Source organism: Gimesia sp. (genome assembly GCF_048260065.1).
In the GTDB taxonomy this organism is placed as follows: domain Bacteria; phylum Planctomycetota; class Planctomycetia; order Planctomycetales; family Planctomycetaceae; genus Gimesia.
Genome location: NZ_JBLXHC010000004.1, coordinates 316,661 through 341,668 on the forward strand (window position 1 = coordinate 316,661; position 25,008 = coordinate 341,668).

Annotated in this window: 25 protein-coding genes; 9 read left to right on the top strand and 16 right to left on the bottom strand. The window is 51.8% G+C overall.

The genetic code is table 11. The features are described 5' to 3' along the window. Positions 1–38 precede the first annotated feature (38 nt). Positions 39–497 (top strand): hypothetical protein, encoded by a 459-nt coding sequence (locus ACN0YN_RS09665; protein WP_417384795.1) that lies wholly within the window; start codon positions 39–41, stop codon positions 495–497. A 420-nt stretch (positions 498–917) separates the two neighbouring features. On the opposite strand, the gene ACN0YN_RS09670 is transcribed toward ACN0YN_RS09665, so the two are convergent. The 9 genes from ACN0YN_RS09670 to ACN0YN_RS09710 all read right to left on the bottom strand — a co-directional run bounded on the left by ACN0YN_RS09670 (position 918) and on the right by ACN0YN_RS09710 (position 10,958). Then, positions 918–2,645, bottom strand: coding sequence for a CocE/NonD family hydrolase (locus tag ACN0YN_RS09670; protein WP_417384796.1), 1,728 nt, complete (start codon positions 2,643–2,645; stop codon positions 918–920). Positions 2,646–2,767: 122 nt separating this feature from the next. After that, positions 2,768–3,256 carry a GNAT family N-acetyltransferase gene (locus ACN0YN_RS09675; protein WP_417384797.1) on the bottom strand — a complete coding sequence of 163 codons (489 nt, stop codon included), beginning with the start codon at positions 3,254–3,256 and terminating at the stop codon, positions 2,768–2,770. Between the two features lie 147 nt (positions 3,257–3,403). Then, entirely contained in the window at positions 3,404–4,174 is a 771-nt protein-coding gene (locus ACN0YN_RS09680) for a hypothetical protein (protein ID WP_417384798.1), read from the bottom strand. A gap of 21 nt (positions 4,175–4,195) precedes the next feature. After that, positions 4,196–5,521: a Gfo/Idh/MocA family protein gene (locus ACN0YN_RS09685; protein WP_417384799.1), complete on the bottom strand. Its 1,326-nt coding sequence runs from the start codon at positions 5,519–5,521 to the stop codon at positions 4,196–4,198. Between the two features lie 393 nt (positions 5,522–5,914). Next, positions 5,915–6,517: a hypothetical protein gene (locus ACN0YN_RS09690; protein ID WP_417384800.1), complete on the bottom strand. Its 603-nt coding sequence runs from the start codon at positions 6,515–6,517 to the stop codon at positions 5,915–5,917. A gap of 13 nt (positions 6,518–6,530) precedes the next feature. After that, complete coding sequence (locus ACN0YN_RS09695) at positions 6,531–8,321, bottom strand: AAA family ATPase (RefSeq protein ID WP_417384801.1); 1,791 nt, start codon at positions 8,319–8,321, stop codon at positions 6,531–6,533. Positions 8,322–8,468: 147 nt separating this feature from the next. After that, positions 8,469–9,548: a sulfite exporter TauE/SafE family protein gene (locus ACN0YN_RS09700; protein ID WP_417384802.1), complete on the bottom strand. Its 1,080-nt coding sequence runs from the start codon at positions 9,546–9,548 to the stop codon at positions 8,469–8,471. Positions 9,549–9,605: 57 nt separating this feature from the next. Beyond that, on the bottom strand, positions 9,606–10,106 hold the full coding sequence (locus ACN0YN_RS09705) for a MarR family winged helix-turn-helix transcriptional regulator (protein ID WP_417384803.1): 501 nt from the start codon (positions 10,104–10,106) through the stop codon (positions 9,606–9,608). A 114-nt stretch (positions 10,107–10,220) separates the two neighbouring features. Continuing rightward, positions 10,221–10,958 carry a class I SAM-dependent methyltransferase gene (locus ACN0YN_RS09710; protein ID WP_417384804.1) on the bottom strand — a complete coding sequence of 246 codons (738 nt, stop codon included), beginning with the start codon at positions 10,956–10,958 and terminating at the stop codon, positions 10,221–10,223. Between the two features lie 273 nt (positions 10,959–11,231). Here ACN0YN_RS09710 and ACN0YN_RS09715 point away from each other — a divergent pair, with 273 nt between their 5' ends. Continuing rightward, positions 11,232–12,863 carry a mechanosensitive ion channel domain-containing protein gene (locus ACN0YN_RS09715; RefSeq protein ID WP_417384805.1) on the top strand — a complete coding sequence of 544 codons (1,632 nt, stop codon included), beginning with the start codon at positions 11,232–11,234 and terminating at the stop codon, positions 12,861–12,863. Between the two features lie 22 nt (positions 12,864–12,885). On the opposite strand, the gene ACN0YN_RS09720 is transcribed toward ACN0YN_RS09715, so the two are convergent. From ACN0YN_RS09720 to ACN0YN_RS09740, 5 genes are all read right to left on the bottom strand, one after another. Then, positions 12,886–13,917, bottom strand: a complete 1,032-nt coding sequence (locus tag ACN0YN_RS09720) for a carbon-nitrogen hydrolase family protein (protein WP_417384806.1) — start codon at positions 13,915–13,917, stop codon at positions 12,886–12,888. 94 nt (positions 13,918–14,011) lie between these two features. After that, positions 14,012–14,776: a DUF3050 domain-containing protein gene (locus ACN0YN_RS09725; protein ID WP_417384807.1), complete on the bottom strand. Its 765-nt coding sequence runs from the start codon at positions 14,774–14,776 to the stop codon at positions 14,012–14,014. 114 nt (positions 14,777–14,890) lie between these two features. Continuing rightward, positions 14,891–15,565, bottom strand: a complete 675-nt coding sequence (locus ACN0YN_RS09730; protein WP_417384808.1) for a DUF4253 domain-containing protein — start codon at positions 15,563–15,565, stop codon at positions 14,891–14,893. A 57-nt stretch (positions 15,566–15,622) separates the two neighbouring features. Beyond that, entirely contained in the window at positions 15,623–16,006 is a 384-nt protein-coding gene (locus tag ACN0YN_RS09735; RefSeq protein ID WP_417384809.1) for a VOC family protein, read from the bottom strand. Between the two features lie 53 nt (positions 16,007–16,059). Next, complete coding sequence (locus tag ACN0YN_RS09740; protein ID WP_417384810.1) at positions 16,060–16,614, bottom strand: DUF3239 domain-containing protein; 555 nt, start codon at positions 16,612–16,614, stop codon at positions 16,060–16,062. A gap of 561 nt (positions 16,615–17,175) precedes the next feature. On the opposite strand from ACN0YN_RS09740, the gene gntH reads away from it, so the two are divergent. Beyond that, positions 17,176–18,621 (top strand): guanitoxin biosynthesis MBL fold metallo-hydrolase GntH, encoded by a 1,446-nt coding sequence (gntH, locus tag ACN0YN_RS09745; protein WP_417384811.1) that lies wholly within the window; start codon positions 17,176–17,178, stop codon positions 18,619–18,621. Between the two features lie 74 nt (positions 18,622–18,695). Then, a complete protein-coding gene (locus tag ACN0YN_RS09750; protein WP_417384812.1) occupies positions 18,696–19,748 on the top strand; it encodes a CobW family GTP-binding protein in 1,053 nt (350 codons plus the stop codon). Here the strand turns inward: ACN0YN_RS09750 and ACN0YN_RS09755 are convergent. After that, positions 19,745–20,998, bottom strand: coding sequence for a hypothetical protein (locus ACN0YN_RS09755; protein WP_417384813.1), 1,254 nt, complete (start codon positions 20,996–20,998; stop codon positions 19,745–19,747). The genes ACN0YN_RS09750 and ACN0YN_RS09755 overlap by 4 nt on opposite strands. Positions 20,999–21,339: 341 nt before the next feature. Here ACN0YN_RS09755 and ACN0YN_RS09760 point away from each other — a divergent pair, with 341 nt between their 5' ends. The 5 genes from ACN0YN_RS09760 (at position 21,340) to ACN0YN_RS09780 (ending at position 24,082) form a co-directional block, all read left to right on the top strand. After that, positions 21,340–21,795, top strand: coding sequence for a beta-lactamase hydrolase domain-containing protein (locus ACN0YN_RS09760; RefSeq protein ID WP_417384814.1), 456 nt, complete (start codon positions 21,340–21,342; stop codon positions 21,793–21,795). Positions 21,796–21,827: 32 nt separating this feature from the next. Further along, positions 21,828–22,127 carry a Rho termination factor N-terminal domain-containing protein gene (locus tag ACN0YN_RS09765; protein WP_417384815.1) on the top strand — a complete coding sequence of 100 codons (300 nt, stop codon included), beginning with the start codon at positions 21,828–21,830 and terminating at the stop codon, positions 22,125–22,127. A 121-nt stretch (positions 22,128–22,248) separates the two neighbouring features. Continuing rightward, the gene (locus tag ACN0YN_RS09770) at positions 22,249–22,905 is read left to right on the top strand and encodes a class I SAM-dependent methyltransferase (RefSeq protein ID WP_417384816.1); all 657 of its coding nucleotides are present in this window, start codon (positions 22,249–22,251) and stop codon (positions 22,903–22,905) included. 114 nt (positions 22,906–23,019) lie between these two features. Further along, positions 23,020–23,706 carry a hypothetical protein gene (locus ACN0YN_RS09775; protein WP_417384817.1) on the top strand — a complete coding sequence of 229 codons (687 nt, stop codon included), beginning with the start codon at positions 23,020–23,022 and terminating at the stop codon, positions 23,704–23,706. 31 nt (positions 23,707–23,737) lie between these two features. Continuing rightward, a complete protein-coding gene (locus tag ACN0YN_RS09780; RefSeq protein ID WP_417384818.1) occupies positions 23,738–24,082 on the top strand; it encodes a hypothetical protein in 345 nt (114 codons plus the stop codon). 11 nt (positions 24,083–24,093) lie between these two features. Here the strand turns inward: ACN0YN_RS09780 and ACN0YN_RS09785 are convergent, their stop codons facing one another. Beyond that, entirely contained in the window at positions 24,094–24,651 is a 558-nt protein-coding gene (locus ACN0YN_RS09785) for a fused DSP-PTPase phosphatase/NAD kinase-like protein (protein WP_417384819.1), read from the bottom strand. Between the last annotated feature and the right edge of the window lie 357 nt (positions 24,652–25,008).

Genomic DNA, 25,008 nt, shown 5'->3' on the forward strand with positions numbered 1-25,008 from the left:
TCTTTTCCGCTGCATGAATTTGAGGATGTATTATGAGCATGACGCAACGATGGTTACTGGTGACTGCGGTCGTTCTCTTAGTTGCGGGCGCCGTTTCCGCTTCCAGTCAGTCCGACAAACCGGAAGCCGACCCCGATGATCAGCAGGCGGCATTGATGCTGGCCAAACTGGCCTGCAGTCAGAAAATCACCAGTGGTCTGGTCACGAAAAATTTTGACCAGATTCACCGCGGCGCCAACGAACTCAGCAGCATCTGCAATGCGACAGCGTGGGCGGCTCACGAAGATCCCGTGTATGCCCACCATCGGACCGAACTGCGCAAACAGGCACAGAAACTCGCGAAGATGGCCGAAGAAAAAAATCTCGACGGTGCCACGTATTCCTACATGCATTCACTGAATACCTGCATCAACTGCCACGAATACTGCCGCGACGTGCTGAGCATCATTGACGACTCCAAAGTCAATCTGAAAGTCGTCCCGATTCCATCGAATTGAGCAGTCTGCTCCAGGCTGGAAATGACATTGAGTAACTGCTATCGCAATGTACCAAAAAATACTTGCAGCATCGCAAGTGGGATCATCACAATTAATATGATTGATAAAATCATGGAGAAAGAAACTAAAGCCGCAATAAATATGCTAGTGGATTTCATTTTGGCAATTAGCGTGTATGAAACATAAGCAACGTTAACACAGAATAATATCACTAAAGTTAGCAGTATACTTTCGGAGTGGTTTCTTACAGTATCTTGCTGGAGGAAGTAGCAGGCAGTAAAAAACGTCAAGTTGACAATTGATGCGATACACGACAAAACACACATGAGTTGACTTTTACTGTTCAAAACCACTTCATCTGATTGTCCGGTCGTTTTGGCTTTGTTGCTGATTTTTCTATTCACAACGCTAGCAATCCTCTCACTCCCGGCAAGGCAGAATAATCCGCGACGGTCGGACTGCATCGTGATACACGTTTTCGGTCGCGATTTTCGTTTCCTTGCCGAATGGTCCTTCCCCTGTATTCGGGTTTCGGTCGAACAGCGGGAAGTAGGCACCGCAGATATCCACGCGCAGTCGATGTCCGGCTCCGATCTGGGCGGCGATCGGTCCCAGGTCGACGGTGATTTCGTATTCTTCACCCGGATGCAGAGCCGTCGGTTTCTGTTCTGAATAACGGAACCGTCCGCGCAAAATTCCGACTGCCAGATTCTGTGCGAATCCGTCCGGGTGCACGTCAATCAGTTTCACCACCCAGTCCGCATCAGGCGTGTCAGCGGAAACATACAGCTTGGCCTCGGCATTACCGGCGAACGTCACAGGCTCCGTGTGAGGTTCCGACGTATAAACCAGCACGTCGTTTCGTTTCTCAATCGGACGCTGATCTACGGGAGCCCAGGTCGCTGCGATCAACGGACGTTTCTCCGTCACCGGGCAGGCAGGTGTGGGATCAGCCGGATCAGCTTTGAAACTGTCAGCAGGTTCCGCAGTGACAGGCGGACAATAATCGAGCCTGCCATTCCCCGCACCGGTATTCGCACTCCCCTCGGAATGCAGATAAAAGGGAGTCGGCGTAAAACCCTGGGGCGGCCAGGTCTGTGCTTCCTGCCAGACGTTATCGCCCATCGAAAAATATCTCACAGGCACCGCGACGGCAGGCGAATTCGCAGCGTCCGCTTTCAGGTATTGTTCGAACCATTTCAGGTTCTCGCCATCCTTGTCGATGACCGCGTTCTCACCAAAATTGACGTCCCCCACTTGCGCACGACCGATTGAGCCATGATCCCAGGGACCCAGAATCAGTTGCTGGCGTTGCTGCGTTGCCAGATCGGTGGACCAGTGCTGCATCCGACTGAAGTTGCCTACCGTTTCCCGCGAGAAGAAATCGTAGTAACCCACAATATGCTGCATCGGCAGTTTCAATTCGACCATCTCTGTCGACATCTCGGTTGGCTTCCAGTAGCCGTCATGTTCCGGATGCGTCAGCATGCCTTCCAGCCAGGGGATCGACCAGCCAATCTGTTCGTCGATTTCACTCATCGGCAGATGCAGCAGCGTTTTCCGCCAGTCGTCTGTGACAGTCGCCTCTTCCGGCTTTTGAGAATTTCCCGATGCCCAGCGCGTGATCAGCGAAAGCCGCATCGCGCCGCCCAGATACAGGTTGCGATAAAAACTGCTGAAGGTTGCCGTCGGTGCAATCGTCACCAGTCCCGGCGGCCGTTCGTTGGCTGCCAGCCATTGAGTGGCACCGACATAGGATGCGCCCCACATGCCGATGCGACCGTTGCACCACGGTTGTTTCCCCAGCCATTCAATCGCGTCGTAGCCGTCGCGGCCTTCATTATCGTATGGGTAGAATTCACCCTCCGATTGAAACTTGCCGCGACAGTCCTGCACGACGGCCACATAACCGGCCGCCGCAAACCGCTCTGCCGATTTTTTAACGCGGTCTTTGTTGTAAGGAGTTCGCATCAACAGCACGGGAGCCTGTTTGAGACTGGGATCGCGATAGACGTCGGTTGCCAGCAGCACGCCATCCCGCATCGGGACCATGACGGTTTCCTTTGTGATGGCAGGCGATTCGGCAGCGTTAAGCCAGGACGCGACGAACAGACAGAGACAGACAGCCAGGACATGCGAGCGTTTCATGGGCAGAGTCTTTCCTCAGCAGGAGAAATTAGAACAGGATCAGGCAGGTCGCTCTATTTTTCTTACCAGCTTCGGACCGAAAGTGCAATTCCGAAGTGAATTCTGGTGCCCTTCATCGCATGTCAGTTCAGCATGAGTTGCAGATACGTCACGTCCAGAACCTTGCCGAATTTCTTTCCCACCTCTTTAAAGGTTCCCACGACTTCGAATCCAAAACTCTGATTCAGATGCAGGCTGACCTCGTTCCCTTCCGCGACGCCGGCGATCAACGTGTGAAAACCGAGGCGACGTGCTTCTTCAATAATCGCCTGCTTCAACTGTCGTCCAATCCCCTGACCGCGATGAGAGGCTTTGACATAAAACGAGGTTTCCGCCGTATCCGCATAAGCCTGTCGGGGACGCCACTGCGAAAGACAGGCCCAGCCCGCGATCTGCTTCTCTACGACAGCGACCAGAATCGGATGTCGTGCATCATGCGATTCAAACCAGGGCAAGCGTTCGTCCCGCGTCATCGGTTCCATATCGAAGGTTGCTGTTGTCGTCAGAATGGCTTCGTTATAAATCTCGGTCATCGCCTCGAGATCCGCTAATGTCGCTCGCCGAATATTCATCGCCGCCATACCTTTTGTGAATTGGAAACAGGAGACAGATCAGCGGTTGCCCGAAACCGCGGGAGTGCTCTGTTGATTAATGACGCCGGTTCTCTGATTCTGGTTCGCTGCTCAATTGCGTTTCACTCATGATTCATGAGACGCTTATTATTCATTCAACCAGAGAAGAGACCCGCCGGTAAACTCGAATTTCTCAAGACAATAAGGTTCCAGTAGACTTCGATTCGCCTGACGGGCACCAGTAATCGTACAAAAACGTTTGATGAGTTCAATTGGAGTCGCATCACTCAATCGCCAGATCTTTCCATCCACAAAACAGACGAAAAACCCAGAATAGTCTGCAGATCCCAGGCCTCCCGGTACGTTGATCTGGTCAGGCAGCGATTCCACATTAAAGTCGCCCGGTTGCATCCAGTGTGTGTTGCTATCGTACACGTCCGCAAACAGAATGAGATCTTCTGGCAATGCTTTTGCTGGTGACGGATTGTTCTGATCAAAGGCGGTATCTGGTCCCCCCATAGCAAAGATACGAGTATTGTGTTCTCCCTTACCGCTGAAATGGAATCGAGTTTCTGACTCTTCCCTGATGAAGCTATATTCCTCTGCTTTCCAGTGAAGATCATGCGCGATCGGTACCGGCAGGGTCAGAAATTCGGCAAACCGCCAACTGTAAAGCGGATTCCCATTCTGATCACAGCGGATCAAGGGAGGCATTGGTATTGTTCCGGCTTCAAACGCTTTGAAATCGAAATCAGGAGAAGTCATGATTACCGGGTTCAGCAGATGAATCGCACTCTTATAATCACGTGATCGTGTTAGGATTCGTGCTCGTTCACGGGCATCTGTAAAGAGATAAATAAAACACCCCAGTAAGATCACACACAGCAGAGAGATCCAAATTCGGGTGCGTTGTTTCATCACTTAAAATCTCTGAATTTCCTAACTCGTGAACTCTTCCCACCCCTTGCGAAATTTGGAATGCAAAAATGGTTTCGCGCTCTCATTGCCGGTGGCCGTGAGTGTGTCGGCATCCCAGTCGAAGCCGCCGCCGGCGCGGTAGGCGGTATTGCCCAGCAGCACAGTTTCCGAGAGCGGTCCTGAATAGTCGAAGTTGCAGGTCGCGGGACCTTCTCCTTTGCAGGCGTCTGTCCATTCCTTATAGAACCCGGGCGAATCGGGAATGAATGGTTCTGGCGCTTTGAACCCGTCGAAGGATTTTTCGGGGAAGAGCTTTAATGAGCCGAACCCGGTCAGCAGCATGCCTTTGGAACCGACAAACAGCGTGTTAGCTCCTTTCAGGCTGATTCCCTTTTCTTTGAGAATCGCAGGGCCATTCTTCTCCTGCGACCAGTGCAGTTTTACGGGGCCCCGCTTGTCGTTGGCCGGGAAGTCGAAACTCGTCAACATTTCGGTCGGCGTGCGCTCGGCGTCGATCTTTGGTCCCGATGCCTCCACGCGGGTCGGGTATTTCAGATCGAGGGCCCAGAACGGGATGTCCAGAATGTGGCAGCCCCAGTTACCGGTCTCCCCGGTGCCATAATCCCACCAGAAACGCCAGTTGTACGGTGCCAGCACGCCTTCCCCTTTGGAGTTCACGGCGTAAGGACGAAACTTCGCCGGGCCGATCCACATATCCCAGTCCAGCGTTTCGGGAACGGGAGCCGTTTTGACCGGCTCGGGGGGCAAACCTCGCGTGGAACTGATCCAGCTGTAGACTTCACTCACATCGCCAATCGTGCCCGACTTGATCAGTTCGACAGCCCGGTGCATGTTGGCCAGTGCGTGTCGCTGCATACCCAGTTGAGTCGCCAGCTTGTTCTTAGCAGCGAGTTTCGTCATCTCGCGCACTTCCCAGACCGAATGGGCCATCGGCTTTTCGCAGTACAGATGCTTGCCCATCGTCATCGCGATCATGGAGGGATGGAAGTGCGTATGATCGGGAGTACTCACGACGACCGCGTCAATCTGGTTTTCCATGTCATCCAGCATGCGGCGGTAGTCGGCGTATTTTTTTGCCTGGGGAAATCGTTCGTACGCTTTGCCCGCCCGTTTGTCGTCGACATCGCACAACGCAACAATGTTTTCGGTTTTGGCGACCCCATTCAGGTTCGCCACCCCGCGCCCACCAATGCCGATCACCGCAACATTCAGTTTCTCATTCGCAGCAGCCCGCGTCGGTTGCGTCGAGGTTCCCAGCCAGAGCCCCGCTCCCAGGGCAGCCGTTGTCTGCAGTGCTTCACGACGGGTAATTTGATGGGCGGTCATATGATGTCTCCCCTCAATTGAGATGCAGGTTGGTGTTTTGCTGATTTCATTATAGTCGATTCATGGCCAGAATATGACTGCAGTTTTTTATCACGTTCCGAAAATATGCGTTTTAGTTACGTAAGAAGTGTTATCAAGCGGGAATCAATGATGTGAAAAAGTGTCGTAGTGCCAGGTGGCTCATCATTTTGAACGAAAAATGGATAAACGTTCGTAACATATTTGAACCGGAACACATGGCGAAAAAAATGAGCCGCAGGGCCTTAGTCTCGGTTATGATCCAGTCCGTATTGATTGCACAAACTGTTTTTATCTTTTACGTAGACAGGTTCGAAGTCAGAGACACTCTCTGATGTCATTTCGCTCAAAAGAGTTTTATTTTCTGCATAATAGTCACTCCTCTGCTTTGACCCACTTTACCCGGGACTCAATATTCTCGAATACATTTTCAAACACCCAGAATTTAAAATCACCGAAGTTGAGGTCGTTTCGATGTACGCGGTCTGGTTTGTTTTCATTGAGCGTCAGTGTCAATTCGGAAATCACGGGATGGGAAGACTGGATTTCCAAACCGAATTTCGCGGGATCGCCGGCTTCTGCAATCAGTGTTTCGTAGAGCAGACAGAGGCGGGCGTATTCGGTCAGTGAGATTTTTCCTGTGTAGACGCCATTCCTGTCCAGTCCCGAAATCGCGTGCAGAACCGCATCGCCGTTCGCGTGAAATTCCACGTAATAGATGATCGCGGGAATTCCTTTGCCTGTGATAACGGAATAACCGCCGGGTGACATGTGTTTCAGTTTGATTCGCCGAAACGGCAGCGATTGACGAATGGCCTCTTCTTTGCCTGATTCAAACGGCGCCTGCAGGAATTCATACTTCCCCGCCGGTCGGGCTGCCCAGTCATTGCTGGTTTGCTGCTGTTCTTCGCCTTGTGTGAAGGTGCTGCCAAGGAGAATCAGACTGCATAGACAGACGCGTTTCAATACAGGCAACATGGTTCGACCTCTCTTAAGTTTTTGCAGTTGCTTCTTCCGGTTGAATATCGTATCCATCCAGATCACTCGGGCGTTCGTAGAGTTCAAAGCCGTTTAAACCGGGGACCGAACTGCGGTCCAGGTTCCACCACGGGCAGCGGAAATGGGTGCCACAGGCATTGCATTTGACGATCTGTCCCAGAAAAGGGAGACTGGCGGTCGTCGTGTTTTCACAGTTAGGGCAGTTCACTCTCCAGCGTGACGTCTTCAGATCGACGGGCCCTGACATTCCCCTGGCAATGCGAAACGGGAGGTCGACCGCTTCGATGGTGGACAGCGCTTCGCGGGTGATCGGCTCGGTGCTCATTGACAGGCGGTCGGCATGATTGCCCAGCGTACGTTCGTAGGCGTTGCGGACCAGGCGGGCATTCCCGAAATTCTGATCGCGGTCGGTGAAGATCCGGTTCAGCAGAATTGCCAGGTTGCCGCGGGCGGCGGGCGTTAACTGATACGCGTTGGCGTTGCACATCATTTCAAAAATCTGACACAGATCGGAAACGTGGTAGTCTTCAAACACAATATAGCGGCTGAAGCGGCTTTCCAGACCCGGATTGGATTCGATGAAGTCCGCCATTTCGACCGGATAGCCGGCAACAATGACGACGAGACGCTCCCGCAGATCTTCCATTTTCTTAAGGAGTGTATCGATGGCTTCCTGGCCGTAATCCTGCCCGCTCGATTTTGCCAGTGTGTAGGCTTCGTCGATGAACAGCACGCCGTCGGTGGCTTTCGCGATGACTTCGTTAGTTTTAATCGCCGTCTGACCGACGTAGCCTCCCACCATGGTTGCCCGGTCCGCTTCGAGGAAATTCGGGGTTCTTAAAATCTGATAACCGTACAAAATCTTCGCGATGATCCGGGCCACCGTCGTTTTTCCGGTTCCCGGATTTCCCGTAAAGACGAAATGCAGCGTCTGCGAGGCGACAGGCATCCCCTGCGACTGTCTCTGCTGGCGGATATTCAGAAAGTTGGCCATGCGCGTGACTTCCGCTTTGACCGCATCCAGACCAATCAACGTGTTGAGTTCCTGCAGTCCCTGCTTTAAAGATTCTTCGGGAGTGATCTGGATTGGCACATCACTTACGCTATTGACCTCGTCCGTCTTTTTCTTCTTCTGCGATTCGGCCGATGCGTCCAGATATTCGAAGATTACTTCCTCAAATTCGCGCAGGTCATTACACTGCTTTGTGAAAAAGGTCTGGTCTTCCTTTTGAATTCCATTGGCATTCAATACCAGTTTCGCAGTCAGCAGCTGCATTTTGCTGTAAGATTGAAATAACTCAGGAGATTTTTTGATTATACAGGCAATCATGACCAGCAATCGGAAAGGTTCATGTAAGGCACCGTCCAGAATCGCACCTCCTAACCAGCTGTTGTCCGATTCCCACTGGATCAGCAGTGCTCGAAATTCTTCAGCATCACAGCCATACAGATACGGTTTGTAATCTTCCATGAAACTGAAACGATGCAGGGAATACTTCATCAGTTCCGCGGAGACCTGCAGTTCAGAGTCATCTACCAACTCGTCTGTCAGAATACTTCGACGGAGAATGAATAGGACATCGCATATCGCCGCCGCATTAATTACAGATTTGAGGTGTTCCCCCTCGACATCAACGGCTAACTGCAGCAGTCCGGAAATACGATTTGCAAATTGACCCGGGGCTGTATATTTCAGTGCCTCATCTATGTCAGATGAAAGAACCTCGTAAACATCGTTGCACAGGAATTCGAGCATCGATTCCAGCTTCTTCGCATTGCTCATGAACCCGCTTCTCTTCTGAACGTCAACAGGGGGAAGTGTTTTTGAACTGTTGCCCTTCATACTACTCGACAAGATTACATGAGCCAAGTAAGAACCGTTATCTCAGAGTGAATTGCGAAGTTTTCTGTTTTGCTGAGAGAGCAGATGTCAGCCGACGTTCTCTTCACTGGCAAGCTGGACGGCCTGCGATTCTACAGTGGTCTGCTGGAGAACGGGGAAGGCACCTTCGTTGCGTCCCCAGTGGTAGAGCAGGTGAAACAGAAAGTTGACAGCGAGTACCCCCGCGATGGCACAGAGCAGGACCAGTCCGGAGACCCCTTCATGCGCAATCGTCCAGAAGAACTGACCGATACACAACAGGGAAACCAGCAGCAGTGTCGGCGTGCGCGGAATCAGATTCACCACCAGCGCACCGAAGGGGGCCCCCAGCGCGACAATCGGGGCGGCCGCCAGCCAGTTGGCATACACTTCGGGATCCATGTAATACAGGCCGGGATTGATGTGCGACAGAATTGCATTTGTCGTAATTCCCACGACCGACGCAAACGCCATGATGACCACTGACGTCGGAATCGCAATTTTCAGATCGGCGCGATACAGGAGCACCAGCGTCGCATAGACCATCATATCAATGCCCACCCCGGTCACCGAGGCGACGATGCCTCCCGTGAAGCCGACCGCCAGTCCCAGCCAGCGGTCGTAGTTCCGCCAGCGATCACTGACGCCCGTCGCAGAGACCAGCTCGCGCATTTTCATCAGATGCATGATACCGAAACTGCACCAGACGACGGCAAACGTCAGTTTCACCCACAGGTCGGGTACAAACGGCGCGACGCAGGCCGCTCCCAGGGGCGTACCAATGAGCGCACCAACGAGCGCGGGGCGCAACAGTCCCCAGTCGAGCGGACGTCTTGCAGAGAAAATATAGATCGCAGCTGATACCATGCCGATCGACTGCACCGCCAGACCAAAATTGCGTCCCAGGGAACCGGGCATGTCAAACAGTAATACGAGCACGGGAAAACCCACGGTTCCCCCACCCATGGGAGTGGAACCGGCGATATACGAGCCCAAAGCCATCGCCAAAGCGATCGGCCAGTGATGCTGCAGTGACTGCCAGCCATCAGTGGCGATGATGATCGTCAGCCAGACCGTATAAAACGCCAGCAGCCAGAGACCAAAGGGCCAAAGTTGTTTCACAGAATTCCGCCAGGCCTGATTCGTCATCTCATTATCTCGATTTACTTTATCTCTTTGATCGACAAGAATGCGCTGCCCGGTCGATCAATCTGATTCCAGCCAGTCACAGCTCGCATCTTCATGCGGCTCCCGGGTACGTTTCAGCAGTTTCACCAGTTGTTTCTGCTGGGCTGCACTCAGATGGCCCAGCTGGCTCTGGTGCATCTCCACCACCGCGTTCGCCATCTTTGCCAGCAGAGACTGCCCCTGCTTTGTGATGGCGATTTCCACCACCCGCCGATTCTCGGGGAGCCGACTGCGCTGAATTAACGAACGCTTCTCCAGTCGATCCAGCAGACGTGTGGTATCGGGGGCACGGGAAATCAGCCGGCGTCCCAGTTCCATTGTCTGCATCGTACCCGGTGCGACGGCCTGCAGCAGACGCAATACATTGTATTGCTGTGCAGACAGGTCGTACTGCACGAACAGGGCTTCTTCGAGGGCCTTCAGGCAGTCGTAGGTCCGCCAGAGCTGCAGATAGACTTCCTGCTCGGGCGAGTCGAATTGAACCTGTTCGATATTGGGTTGGGGCACGGGTGCTGTCATGCTGGAAATTATGAACGTCTCAACAATACTTGTCAAGACAACTATTGTCGGGACGATTAATGGGGCGGAAAATATCTCCGGAGTCGAAACCGGGGCGTCTAGGGCCGGGGGAAGCTATTTCACGCACTCAATGAACGTGATAGGGGAATTGGTCAACAGGGGGGACCAGTAGTCCGGCGTGTTGTCGGTCAGTCCGTCCGGTGAGAGTTGCGGGGCATGCCAGCGGACCTCATTAAAGCCGGCCTCGCGAAAGGCGGCTTCATGGGTGTCAGCGGTCAGGTGATAGTTTTCAATATCAAACGGACCGTCCTCCAGATGAAAGGTCCAGGTGATCGGCGTCCCCTCGATCCAGTCATCGCTGGCAGAGGTTTCAAACCCGAAATGACGAAACGACGGGCTGCCGGGAAAATGAAACATCGGGCTGCTGTTGACGGTCACGAAGCGTCCGCCCGGTTTGAGTGCATTCGCGATGCCGTTGCACATCGACTGCAGTTCGTCGCGCGTGCGGGCATAGTTCAGCAGGTAAGCGGCGACTGCCAGATCGAACTGTTCTGTGACAGGCAGCTCCCGGGCATCACCGACGATGTAGTCGATGCCCTGCTGATTCTGCGTTTCCTGTTTCTGAGCGAGTTCAATCATCCCCTGTGACAGATCGACGCCTACGACGCGCGTGGCACCGCGTTCGCGGAGCATGCGGGTGTAGAATCCTTCACCACACGCGACATCCAGCACGGACAACCCTGCTGGAGTGCCGGCCAGATTCAGCAGTGTGTAACCTTCAATGAACGTCCGCCAGGGCTGCTGTTTGGATCGTTTGTACTGCTCGGCGATGGGGTCGTAGTTCGTCGTCATGGAGCGGCTGCCTTAACCAGGTGATGTTGAGATGTTATGGGGTGAATTACCTCGTCAGGTTTACAGAAATATAACGTAAGCCTGTGAAGATCTCCTACCTGAATTCAAAAAGATTTTGAATTCAGTGTGACATCGTGTCGCATTTTTTGTGAATCAGCTGCGCCTTTTGAGAAAAATTTGGAAGGACGAATACTATATGCTAGGATAGCAATACCCGGGCTGCGGGTGCGCCAATTGATATGTATTCTCACGTGATAGTAGTGGAGTTTAGAAGTGCGATTTGAAAAGCTGTTGTTGATGCTGGTTGTGTTCTGTGCCGTTCCCTGTCTGCCGGCTTTTGCCCAGGAAAAAAAAGAGACGGAAAAGTCAAAAGAGGTACAATCGACTCAATCCGTACAAGACCTGAAACCGGTCACCACCATCGATCCCACAATTCCACTCGACCAGTTAAAAATCATGGTCCGACCGCTGACAAAACAGGAACTGCAGGTTGAAGCGGATGCCTGGTTTAAATTACTGCAGAATAAAGCACGTCAGATTGCAGCCGCCCGACTGGGAGTGAAAAAAACAAACGAAGCGTTGAGTACCAACGATGATCAACGGGCCCTCGATTCGCTGAAAAAAGCGGAATCCGTTCAGAAGACCGCCGACAAACTGGCAAAGAAGACAGAAGACGAACTGGTCAAAACAGCGCAGGAAAACCTGGGCGTGGATGTGGCCGTTGATGCCACCAAACCGGATCAGAGTGATGCCGCACAGTCAACGGCAGATGCGGAACCCGTCGCCAGCAGTTCGGAAACAGCGGGTTCTGAAAAAATAACCACGCCAGAAGTCGATACCTCTGCGACTCCCACGCAATCTGCAGAAGCGATGAAGGAACAGTTTCTGGTCAACCTGACAAAACTGCAGGACGAAAGGACCGCGTTGAGCGATCGGCTGGAAGTCGTACTGACTTCACTCGCTCTGAAGGGAGGCGATGTCGACACTTACCGAAAATACATTACCGCCGTTTCCGGAATTGAACTGGATACCTCTGATGCCACTGCCACCTTGTCCGGGATTAAAGGCTGGATCATCTCCAAAGAAGGGGGACAGCGGATGGCCTGGAATCTTGGTAAATTTATTGTGATTCTGCTGATTACCTGGCTGGTTGCCAGAGTGGGATCAATGATGATTCGCTGGGTATTAGAGCGTAAGGTCAGGCTGACCCAACTCGCTGAAAATCTCATCAGCAGTGTGATCAAAAACGTGCTGTTGCTCATTGGGTTTGCTATTGCACTCACTGCATTGGAAGTGGATGTGACTCCGATTCTGGCAGCCATCGGGGCAACCGGACTCGTCGTCGGTCTGGCATTGCAAGGGACTCTCAGCAACTTTGCCAGCGGATTAATGATTCTGATCAATCGTCCCTTTGATGTGGGGAATGTCGTGACCGCGGGGGGCGTCACTGGAACCGTCAAACAGATGAACCTGGTTTCCACAACCTTTCGTACCTTTGACAACCAGACCATTCATGTGCCCAACAACTCGATCTGGAATAATGTGATCACTAATATCACTGCCAATAAAGTTCGTCGCGTCGATCTCGAATTCTGCATCGGCTACGACGACGATTTCGAACAGGCCGAACAGATTATCAAAGACGTGGTCGAGGAGCACGAACTGGTTCTCAAAGACCCGGCACCGGTTGTTGTGACACACGCGCTGGCAGATTCTTCCGTGAATATTGTCTGTCGTCCGTGGGCTAAAACGGAGAACTGGTGGGATGTGAAAACCGCTGTCACCCGCGAAGTCAAACGTCGGTTCGATCAGGCCGGAATTTCAATTCCATTCCCGCAGCAGGACATTCACGTTTATACTGCAGAGAAGCTGGTCGGGAGTCAGGCTGCTCTGACACAAAAATAGTGTCAGTCGGTTCGGCTGCCGTTCAGGAATGAAACGTCAGCGTGTCACCTTCAGACGCTTCGTCATCCTGTGAACCGTGATCCGTTCGAAACCGGATGGGCCGCTGCGCCGTTCGATCAACGGTCAGCTGGAAAATATCAAAACGGTTGTATCCCCCCGCCAGATCGTGAAGCTGCTTCGGTTCGACGCAGAGGGAGAGGTCGATGTCGGCGTAGAGAATTCCTTCGTCCGCCTGCATGATCTCACTGATGGGAGTGCCGTTCGGTCCAATCGCGACCGAGATACCACGGGGGCTCCCTTCCAGGATGCGGGCGGAATCGGGATCACGCTGTTTCAGCAGGTCGAAGGCTGCCTGGTCCAGATAACCGGCGGCGACCAGATTGAACAGTTTGCCTTCGAATGAGTGCGCCCCGGCGCGAATGAGAATCGCATTCTTGAGATCATAGTTTTCATGGACCGTCGGATCGTGTGAGGGCCAGACCGGCGGATACGTCGACATGTGGACCTGCTCTCCCTGGGCCAGCAGCGTGAACCGGGCCAGAGGGTTTGTGTTCTCACCGCAGATCAGCATGCCCAGTCGTCCCAGTCGCGTCGGACAGACTTCCAGCCCCGCGCCATCGCCGGGAGACCAGACCAGTTTTTCATAAAAGGTCGGGACGATCTTTCTGTGATGACAGAGGATACTGCCGTCATCGCCGATCAACGCGTTCGCATTCCAGATACAGCCGCTACTGACGGTCGTTCCCTCATTGAAGCCCATCGAAACAAACATCTCACATTCGCGAGCCGTCTTAGCGATGAGAGCCAGTTCGGGACCATCCACCTTGATGGAGTTCGCTGCCAGCTCGCAGAACAGATCATGATTATGAATCGGTGCCTGCAATGCACACCAGACCGGAAATGCGGGAATGTACGTCTCGGGAAAGACAATGATCTGCGCCCCGTTACCGGCGGCTTCACGAATCAGCGAACAGGCTTTCTCGACGGTCGTGTCTTTATTGAGAAACACGGGAGCGACATGCGCGAGAGCCGCTTTGAATGTGGGATAACTCATGAGGCACTTCCGTAAGAGAGGATTCTGATAGATGATTAATAGAGAGAACAGCTGCAAAATGAAGTTGTCTGATCAATCCTGGAGAATCAGAATGTCACACCTTCGCCTGAATACACTCCAGCACGCCATCCCATAATTGCAGCCGTGCCTCCACAGCAGCCTGTGCCGCGGTGATTGCTTCCTGAATTTTCACGGGGTCATTGTCACACAACCCGTTGAGCAAACGCAGTGAAAGCGGGGCGTGGAAGTCGCCATCCAGTTCGACGTGCCGGTTCAGATAGTAGTGAAATACCGGAGCCTGTTCTTCCGTGACGCCGGTCTGTTTCAGAATCGAACGGAACATGCCGGGAATAATGTGCTCGCGACCCAGCGCGAACGCCGCAGCGATTTTATGCGGCGCTCCGTCTGCGATGAAGGCAAAGGTCTGTTTCGTAAACTGCCGTGACGGTTCCGGCATCCCGGGGAACTGGAGAGCCGCTTCAATGCCCTGCTGATCGACGATCCTGATGAATTGCGTCAGGGTTTCCGTGCTGGCACCCACTTCGGTCATCGCTGTCTGGTAGAGTTCGAAGTGGCTGGAAAACGCGCCATCCGCAGTTTCGTCGCATTCTTCTTCCAGTACGATTTCATTAATGAACCGTCTGACACTGGCATCACCACGAGGCAGCCAGGGGGCGCCGGTCGGTGCAATCACAGCCTGCAGGTACTTGACCAGCGACATGAAGTCCCAGACCGAGTAGACATGGTGCTCCATGAATCGCTGCAGATCATCGAGTGAGGCGATCGCTTCATAGATCGGATGATTTTCCAGCTGTTCGGAAAAGGAAGCAATAATTTCTGATGTAATTTCCTGCGACATGGACAGCCCTGTTCCCCGCTAATATCAAGTACTTCAGTACATGGATCCTGTAACAAACTTTCGAGATTATAGTTCTCACCGGCTGTTCTGGTAGGGCTTTCGCAGGGATTTCTCTTAATCCCACCAGAAGAACCAGTAGGGAGATTTCAGAAGCGTGGCACCCAGATTACTGATCGTTTCACAACCCTGATCCACAATATCTGCACAATACCAGTACTGTTCCCAGGCCAGTTGCATGGCTGAGTGCTGATCTTGCGGAGGTCGATTGACTGTGCATTCGATAACACCACCCCCGACACTGCAGATTTCTGCTCCAAACTCGGTTTGCCACTTGCGATGGAAGGCACATTGAACCTCCGCATCAGGGCAATCATTCCAGCCACCAAATTTTAAAACGGCGGGAAGCTGCCAGGACGTTTCAACCTCTGCCAGTCCGATATAGACTTCGGGGAGAAATTTTCCCGTCACAGCGTTTTTGTGCAAAATGAGGGAACCTTTGTCATGGATTTCTCCAGGCCATTCTCCCAGGTCCTCATAGGGAGAATAACCATACTCTTCCACTTCCGCCTTGCGTTCTGCCACCCATTCTTCGAGATCGAGCTTCTGAGAGGCGCGTATGATTTCCTCAGGTGACTGCCGGTTGAATTCAGCAGATTTGATCATTGTCTCCTGATCCTGGTGTGGCCCAATCAGGAATGGGTATTTTCCTGTTTTCGCAAACTGATCTCTCAACTCATTTAACCGTTCGACCGCCTCTGTTCCGGGGACTTGAATCGATGTGAATGTCATAGTGCATGCAATCCTGTTGAATCAGAAAGGGAAGCCTGAAAAATGATTCGTATGAGATCACAGATCCCCGTATTTTGTCGCCAGTACGATCGTATAGCCGTCCGGATCGCGAATCCAGATCTCCCGATGTTGCGCGAGGGGATTGACCAGTGGTCCGTCCAGAATTTCCACTGCCAGGTCTTCGGCCCGCTGGACGGCATCTTCAAAATCGTCGATTTCGAACCAGAGCAGTGCGCCGTTCCCTTTGATGGCTTGCGGATCACCCAGAAATGGATGCTCGTGGGTGTCCCACAGATGCAGTTGCAGAATCAGTGTTCCTTCTGCATTCATCAACTGTTCGTATTCAGCGCCGCCATGTCCGCTTTTCACATTCAGTAAACGCTGATACCAGAGACTGCTGGCTTCCACATCATTCACGACGATCATCGGCTGCGCACGCATTGGTCATCCCCTTTCAGGCTGGTTTTACTGAATCAGATCATCAGATCATCAGATCATACAGGATAAATCCCCGGTTTCATCGGCTGTTTCATCTTTTTTACTGCTCGCATTAAATCGTCCCACTCTTCTTCATCAATCGCGTTCAGGGCACGCTTGATCGTTTTACGATTGCCCGTCGCACAATTCACAACGATCGGGTTGATATCGGTCCAGCGTTTTTTGTCGACGAGATTCGTATTGTGAAATGTGGTGACTGTCGCCAGTTTCGATCCTTTTTTGAACGGTGCACCTGTGGCGCCTTTAATGGGGCGCTTGGCAATCTTTAACATCAGGTAAGGTTTGCCTCCCTGAGCATTCATATCTGCCAGGACGGCAATCAGATTTTTATCCGGATTCACCACAACAGCCGGCATCAGCGCACCAGCGGCAAAGTGACCCTTCCAGGTGTAGACGTTCATAAAGCCGGCAACAATTGCAATCCCGGCAACCACTCCTCCTAACGCAGGAGAGACAGTGAGTAAAGCAATTCCGACAATCACTCCCACGGCATAAAATAGAACTTCACCGGGATAACATTTCAGTAGCACTCTAAAGTCGATTTTAATCATCTTGCAGTCCGTAACTCAGTGGTAATAGATATTAAGTAGTGTTCGTCATTGATGATGCCTGTGAGAAACAGAAAACGCTGCCCACATTGGTGAATATACTTATGTTCTACGAGGGCTTCAAACAAGGATTGATGAATTCGCGCTGATCTGACTGAAAAGTGAGCGACCAGCTTCCATTAAAATCAGTTATGAGAGACAGATCGATGATGCATCTTAATTGAGTTACGGGTCACTATGATTTCTCAAAATCGCAAAGAAACTCTTGGCATCGCATTCAGAGAACCGATACAATCGATAAACGTTCTTTCACATCCATGGAACTTTCTTACGTCGCAAGCGTTACGAAGTTACCGTCAATCACAGCAGCCTTTGCTGATTCCCTGTTCAAAATATGAAATACCCCTGCCACAACGCTGTTGGCCAGACGTAATCAGCCAGAGCGCATCACATTTCAGGATGACGTCTCGCAATCGAATCGACTCGGGTCAAACAGCCTTGAAAACGATACCGTAAAACTGAACGCAGTCTAAGAGTTTATCACAACCGACAGAGGAGAGCGCCTTGACGCAAAACGATAAGAATCAGAAGCAGCCGGAAAACGATCAGGGCCGACGTAATTTTCTGAAAGGGAGTGCTGCTGCCGTCGGAGCGGGACTGGCTGCTTCCGTTCCCGGAATGGCATCTGCGGCGGACGGTGACTGTGAAATGAAAAACCCGTATGGCCCTCGTCCCGGCGGGGGGATCAGTCTGCCCGACTATTACAAGCCCTGGCCGGCGATCAAAAATCGCAATGTCTATATGCCGGGCACGGAAATCTTGCCGAAAAACGAAATGCGCATCTCATTTCTGGGCAGTACGCCCTGGCCTCCCACGCGGTTGCAGTCCGGCACTTCCATTCTGGTCGAACTGGGGAATGGTGAAACGCAACCACGACGCTTTTTTTTCGATCTGGGAAATGGCAGTATTTCGAATGCCGTTGCCATGCAGGTCCCTGCACCACTGATCAATGATATTTTCATCAGCCACCTGCACTCCGATCATTTTGCCGATCTGCCTTACTTTTATCCCTTTCGCGCGTTTTCTGGAGGATATACGCCGCTACGGGTGTATGGTCCTTCCGGTCGCACACCTGAGTTGGGGATCAAGCATATGGTGAAGCATATGCGCGAGATGAACCGCTGGCATGAAGAAAACTTCAATGCCTGCCCGATCGGCGATGGTATGGAGATTGAAGTGACCGAGTTCGACTGGAAAGAGGAGAACGGACTCTGTTACGACAAAGATGGTGTGAAGGTGCGACACTGGCCTCGCTCGCATGTGAAAGACGGCGCGTCTGCCTACCGTCTGGACTGGGAAGACGCCGGGCTCTCCTTTGTCTGGACCGGCGATGGACGTCCGGATGAACTGTCAGCCAAATATGGAAAAGGTGTTGACGTTTTTGTCTCCGAGGGAACCATCGATGTTCCTCAGTTGTCGTCGATGAAACTGGGCGCGCCTGCAGAACTCTGGGAATATACGATCGACATTTTCCACACGATGTATTATGCCGCCGGGTATCTGTTCAAACAGACGCAGCCCCGCATGGCCGCCATCTGTCATTACGAATATGCCGGCCCCGCGCTCGAAGCAGAATCGACGGCTGAAGTTCGTGCGAACTGGGATGGACTGTTCATGTTTGGCGGACCCGATGTGCAGGTCATCAATGTGACCAAAGATGCGATCTGGTCTCGCGAAGCGTTGCTGCCCGATGGTGCGGCCCCTGCTTCGATGGACCCGCGCTGGCTGCTCAAGCCGGGAGAAAAACTGCCTGCGGAAATCAAATTGCCCACACCTCGACTGCCTCGTGAAAAACAGCAGTCTGAATTTCTGCGGGAGCTGGAAATCGATCCGCACAAATATTATCCGCCCGATGCGTATCGCAAACCGGTTCAGAAATGGCCCGGCATCACCCTCAATCCGCGCGAGATGCTCGAAGCACGCGGTATTAAAGTTGACGACGATAAGTAACTCTTGATGGGAGAACTATAGACGCATCGTAGTTCCCTGTTGTCGTGTCTGTCTGTTAAAAAAAGAATTGCGATATGACTGAAGACGAACGTCCGATCCTCGCGCCGGCCCCGCGGCTTGAACCGATTGAAATAGAAGGCCGCGACCCCGTACCGGTGACACTGCTGACCGGATTCCTGGGTGCAGGCAAGACGACGCTGTTGAATCGAATTCTGAACGGCGATCATGGTCTGCGCGTCGGGGTGCTCGTCAATGACTTCGGTGCCATCAACATCGATGCGGAACTCGTCGAAGGGGTTGAAGAAAATACCATCAATCTCACGAATGGATGTATCTGCTGCGAAATACGCGATGACCTGGTCAATTCGCTGGAGCAACTGCTGACGCGTGAAGATGTGATCGACTACGTGATTCTGGAGGCGAGCGGCGTCGCCGATCCGGAAGGGGTCGTGATGACATTCTTGAATGCCCGCTACGAAAAACTGTTGCGGCTGGACAGTATTACCTGTGTTGTCGATGCGGAAGCCATCTTCTTACATGCTGACAATGAAGAGCTGACCGCACTCAAGCTGAGGCAGATCGGCTTTGCGGATATGGTGATTCTGAATAAAGTCGATCTGGTGGGACCGACACATCTGGAAGTGATCAATGAATGGATTGGTCAGCATCTGCAGCGGATTCGGATTGTCACTGCAGAGTGTTGTGACGTTCCACTGGAAGTTCTACTGGCCGTGGGTCGGTTTGATCCTGTTCATCTGGAAGCACAAAAACAGATCTCGATGAGCGAAACCTCTCCACAGAAACACGCCGTCAGTCAGCTGTTTGAAACCTGGAGCTACGAAACCGATCGGCCCTTTTCCGTTAAAAATCTGCAGGAGATGGTCCGCCGCCAACTGCCCGCTTCCATCTATCGCTGTAAAGGCATCGTTTACTGCAGCGATGATCCACAACAGCGATTTGCCCTGCAGGCCGTCGGACGGCGTACGGAACTGACGGCCCTCGACGACTGGGTCACGCGACCGCCGCGCACCCGGATCGTCGCCATCGGATCTGGTTTTGACGCTCAGGAACTGACTCAGCTGTTTGATGATTGTCTGGAAACGACAGCCTCGGATCAGACGACTTAATTAAACCAGAACGCCAGGGTGAAAAAGCGATTGCGGCCAAACGTCTGGTTGATGCGGCGCCACAGTTCCGGGTTGGCAAAGTCGGTGATTGTTCCCTTTTCCAGATAAGGAGCCGCCGCGGTCCCCTGGAACCAGAGAAACGGATCAATCTTTCGCGGTTCTGTAAACACGCGACGTAAATTGACCCCTTTGACGCCCGGCTGCCCGCGCCAGAAGGGAATCAGTTTCTTTCCCTGCAAGACCTCACCCGCTTCATCCAGCACCACCAGCCAGGTATCCACCATTTCCTGCGTAACTTTGATTTCTAAAACGCCGGTCTGGTTTGGATTGGGAATCCATTCATTTTCATTGTCAGTCTCCGCCAGATAATATTTCCACATCGATTTCGCGTGACGCTGCATGTCTTCCAGATGCGCGAGTGCTGCTTTCATCCGTTCCGGTTCTTTCAATTCAAATCGCCAGAGGTGAATGAAGGCCAGAATGTCAGAGACGAGCGGTCGGTTCACTCCCGTGGCAGGATTGTAAACGGTGTCAAATCGTCGGGTGCCGTCCATGAGAAATGGATAGGGAGTGTCGACCTTTTCAAAGAACAGGTGGGACGTGCAGTTGAACATCTCTTCGCCATCAACGGCCAGTAAAACTTCTCCCCAGGCACACAGAAAGTTACAGTAGCCCGCCAGCCAGTCTGCATCACCGCGATCAAAATCGAGTACGAAAGCGGCGACCTGCTGTTGCTCTTCGGGAGTATTGAATCCACCCAGAAGAAATCCGGCATCGATCGGTTTACCCGTGCCTGTCAAATCAACCTTGATCAATCCCACATGCAAAGGGAGTTTGACATCAGAATCTTTTACGGCTGACAGCGTCTGTTCGGCGGCGTTCAAATCATTGACCCAGGTCTGGATGATCTTTCGTGTCTCAGTGTAAGAGAGGGTTTTGGGGGCCGGGTTTTGAGGCAGGACTTCCCTGATTTCTCCAGGCATACCACCAAAGGCCCGCTCGGTTCTCAACCCATACTGGTACAGGTTGTTTCCCAGATGTTCCAGAGACTGGAAGAACTGAATCACCCCCAGACCAAACCGCGCCTGGTCGTCATCCGGATTCTTTTTCAGTTGTGCCTGCAGCGCTGTCGCGCCTTCACTCAACTGACCTGTTTTCAGGTACTCCTCCGCCAGCGGGGCTGCGCTCACCAGATGTGTGGAAAGCAGTAATGTGCCAGCAAAAACTGTAAGTAGAAACCTGCTTCGCATGAGTGTACTCCCTGAAAAGAACCCCAGTGATTGTGCCATAAGTCATACTGTAGTCTGCAGATAGCCGACCGGGAATGACCATCCATCAGATAAGGCGTACTGGAACCGAAAATATCACACTATTTTTTTCAGAAAACGATCGGATCGGTAGCCTGACAACCAGTCTGGTAGCTGAACGATCACTGTTTCTCAATTCAAATCGTGAGAAACGCTCATGGAAAGTGGTGTGTACAGATTCTGAGAAAATCCGCCATGTGAAACCATGCTGGCATGGATTTTGCGATTTATTTTCTGTTGCCGAGTTTATGGAATCAATCGAGCTCTCAGATAAGGAGACCAAAATGGAAGGCACAATGAAAATCAACGAAGAAATCACTGTCGGCCCGCAGCCTGACTCTCAGGAAATTTATGAATTTGGACAGGAAGGTTTTAAGACCATTGTCAACTTCCGCGCACCTCACGAACAGGATCAGCCGATTTCGCCTCAGGCGGAAGATCAGGTCGTGCATGCAGCGGGAATGGAGTACCTGCATATCCCGATGTCGATGAATTCTCTGAATGACGCGCAGATTGATCAGTTTCGCGAAAAGTATGCTGCGCTTCCCAAACCGATTTATGCGCACTGCAAAAGCGGTAAACGGGCTGGTGCGGCGGTCATGATGAATCTGGCCGTCGAACAGGGAAAGACGGGCGAACAGACGTTGCAGAAAGCAAAAGAGATCGGCTTTGAATGTAATAAGCCGGAACTGAAGGAATTTGTCAGAGACTATGTCGATTCCCACAACGGATCGAATTGATCTGTAACTGACAGCAGACAGGAGCAGGAACAATGCCTACGACATGGAATCAAAAAGAAGAAAGACAGTATCAACACATTAAAGAGAGTGCGCTGGATCGAGGCCGTTCGGAAGACAAAGCAGAAGAGATTGCTGCCCGGACTGTCAACAAACAGAGAAGACAGTCTGGAAAGACGCCCAACAAAACGACACAAGGTACAGGAAACCCGAATACGAGACTGGAAGATCGCACGGTCGAAGAGCTTCAGAATCTGGCTGCTGAAAATAATATCAAAGGTCGCAGCAAGATGAAGAAGGCGGAACTGATCAAAGCCCTTCGTGACAAGCGTTAAATAGTGTAGAATTGATTCACCGGAAATTTGATATCTAAGACTGAAAGGAGAGTGCAGGTCCGACGGAATTCGAGACCTGGCTCAATCTTTGGTAATTCAACCAACTCGGCAGGAAACAGAAATGAGCAGCACTCAACTTTCAGCACAGGAGTCGGCATCACGTTCGTCATTTATCCCCTGTTTTCTCCGGGGGTTCTTTGAGAACCCGTTACAGGTTGCCTCATTTGTTCCAAGTTCAGGTTACCTGCAGCGAAAACTGAGTTCCCTGGCCTGCCTGCAGTCCGCCCGCTGCGTTGTGGAACTCGGCCCGGGGACAGGGGAGACTACACAAACTCTGCTGGATGCCATTCCTGCGGCCACACAGCTGTTGTGCGTGGAGGTCGTTTCTGAGTTTGTAAATCATCTGCAGGAGTTCGCCGACCCCCGTCTGACCGTAGTGGAAGACTCTGCGTTATATCTCGAAGAAATCCTGAGGCGAAATCAGCTGCAGGCTCCCGATGTGATAGTCTCCGGCGTTCCCTTTTCGGTGATGACGCCTGAAGAAGGTCGCCAGTTGATCGAAACCATCCATCGGGTACTTGCCCCGGGCGGTGCATTCGTCACCTACCAGTTTCGCAACAGTGTCTGCGAGCTCGCCGAAGACTGTTTCGGCGCCCCCCAGAGCCGCGCCTTCGTCTTGTGGAATCTGCCTCCCCTGGAAATCTACCTCTGGGAAAAAACAGCGGAGACGGATTCCTTAGAAGCATCTCACGTACTTGTACCACCCGCTTTGAAATAACAGACTTCAAAAAAATTCCCTGTATTGAAATCTTTTGATAGAATGCGCGTCTGTTGCAACGTCATTTTTTCTCCCCAGGCTGCCTGATTCCATTCGGCAGGGAATAAGTCTACGATGTGTTCTTCAGACTGTCCTCAATGTAATGCGACTCTGCTCACAGATTTATGCGGTCACATGGTAACGCAGAAGTGCATCCAATGTGGCTGGGAGCAGGTTTCACTGATCTGTCCCGCGGATGAGATAAAAGAATTATCGCGAGATTTAAGTCACATTGAGAGAACGCTGAAAATACCAGCTCAGACTTATCGTGTTTTCGATGCAACCGACACTGGCGATCTGGTGCTGTGGTCAGACTTCAGGAAGCAGGCTGATTTTAGCCAGAATCGTAAGCTTCAATCACAGGTTGATCAGTGCCTGAACGGTGCGCTCTATTTTCACGGGCCTGTCAATTCGCAGCAGGAATGGTGTCCAGGCGGCGTTGAAAGTCTGAAACTCCCGGTCCATTGTCATTTCTTTCTTGAGAAAAACAGGCAATTCAAAATGTTTCTCTTTTTGACACAGACGCAGCTGGAAATCCATATTCCGGAACTCTGGTTTGTCACAACCAATCCAGTGAAGGACCGACTTCGGCTAATAAAAATTCAAAAAATGATTTCCTGTCTGGCAGCAGCGTTTGAGATCAACTGGCAATCCGCCGAGTATGACGGTTTCAAACCTGTCAGCTACGGGAGTGATCTGTTCTGGATTGAATATTTAAACAACCTGTTTTCAAGGATTGATTACCAGGAATCAACTGCTTGAATCGGGAACCCATCCTCATGAAGAACCTCCGATGAAACAGACTAACCCCGATACCTGGCAGATTCCTCCGGACTGGCATCAGAACTTTGAACCACAGGCCTCACTGGAATTACAGGCTTTACGGAAATTATCTCAAGCAGTGCTCGATCTCAGTTCAGACTTCTCGGTTGAACTGGATCTGTTTGAACCGGGATACCTGAAGGTCGATGTATTTCATAAACAGACTCGACTGGCTGAAGTCTATGCGAACAATGCAGCGGCCGGTCTGGTCTATTCTCTGTATGCTCCCATCAAGAGTGTGCGAGAAGAGGAATACCATTTTCGCACGGTTGACGAAGGGGTCGACATCCTCAAAAAAGCAGTATCAGGTACCTGATGTCAGAATCACTATTTCTTCTGCGCGGCGATATACGCTTTTGCCTGATCGATATAACCGGGGGTTCTCAGGCCAACCTGTTTCGCTTCTTTTAATGCGGCGTCAAACTCAACGTCATCGTCCAACACACGATGCACGAGCCAGATCGCTCCAACCCGGTTGGCGGAAGCTGAATGCAGAATCAGCGGGTGTCGAGCCTGGTCATTCAATACGCCGCGACACTGGTCAAAGACAGCGGGTGTGAGTGTTTCCGGTGTCAGAAACGGGATCGCCACGTAATCCAGTTCCAGCATGCGCACTAAACCGGCTTCATCCCAGTCGAGTTCTTTTTCAGTTCGCAGATTGACCACGGTTTTAACGCCATCCTTCTGAATCAGGGGCAAATCTTCTTTGGTTGGCTGACCTGCCAGATAAATCAGCTTGCTGCGATAGAGAGGCGTAATCTGTCCCAGGGAAATGGATTTCAGTTCCTGGGGGTTCGTCTCGGTTTCCGGTTCGGCGGATACGGGCAGTGCGAGAGCAAGCAGGCTGAAACAGAGCAGTGTTTTGAGAAGTGGTAACCTGGACATGACTAGTTCCTTCCATTGAATGAAGTGTTCGTCGAGACCCGTTACCTGTCATTATACCCGGAAGAAAGACGGCAGAAACAAAAAAACGCCAGTCAAGACGAGCTGACTGGCGTGAATAATCATGCATTGAAGAGGTTAAAGAAAAGGAAAACTGATGATCCTCTCAGGAGATAATGCATGAGATAAAAACGAATTTTGTTGATGGGTCTACTATCTTTTGATGGATCAAAATTGTCAAGTCAAATATAAATACTAAATGAAATCTTCGGGAAAAATTCTATAGATTTTCCGGTTGTCTGCAAAACCGCGTCGGTTTGTCTCTGACAGACTGTCGTATCGGGTGAATTCTGACTGTCT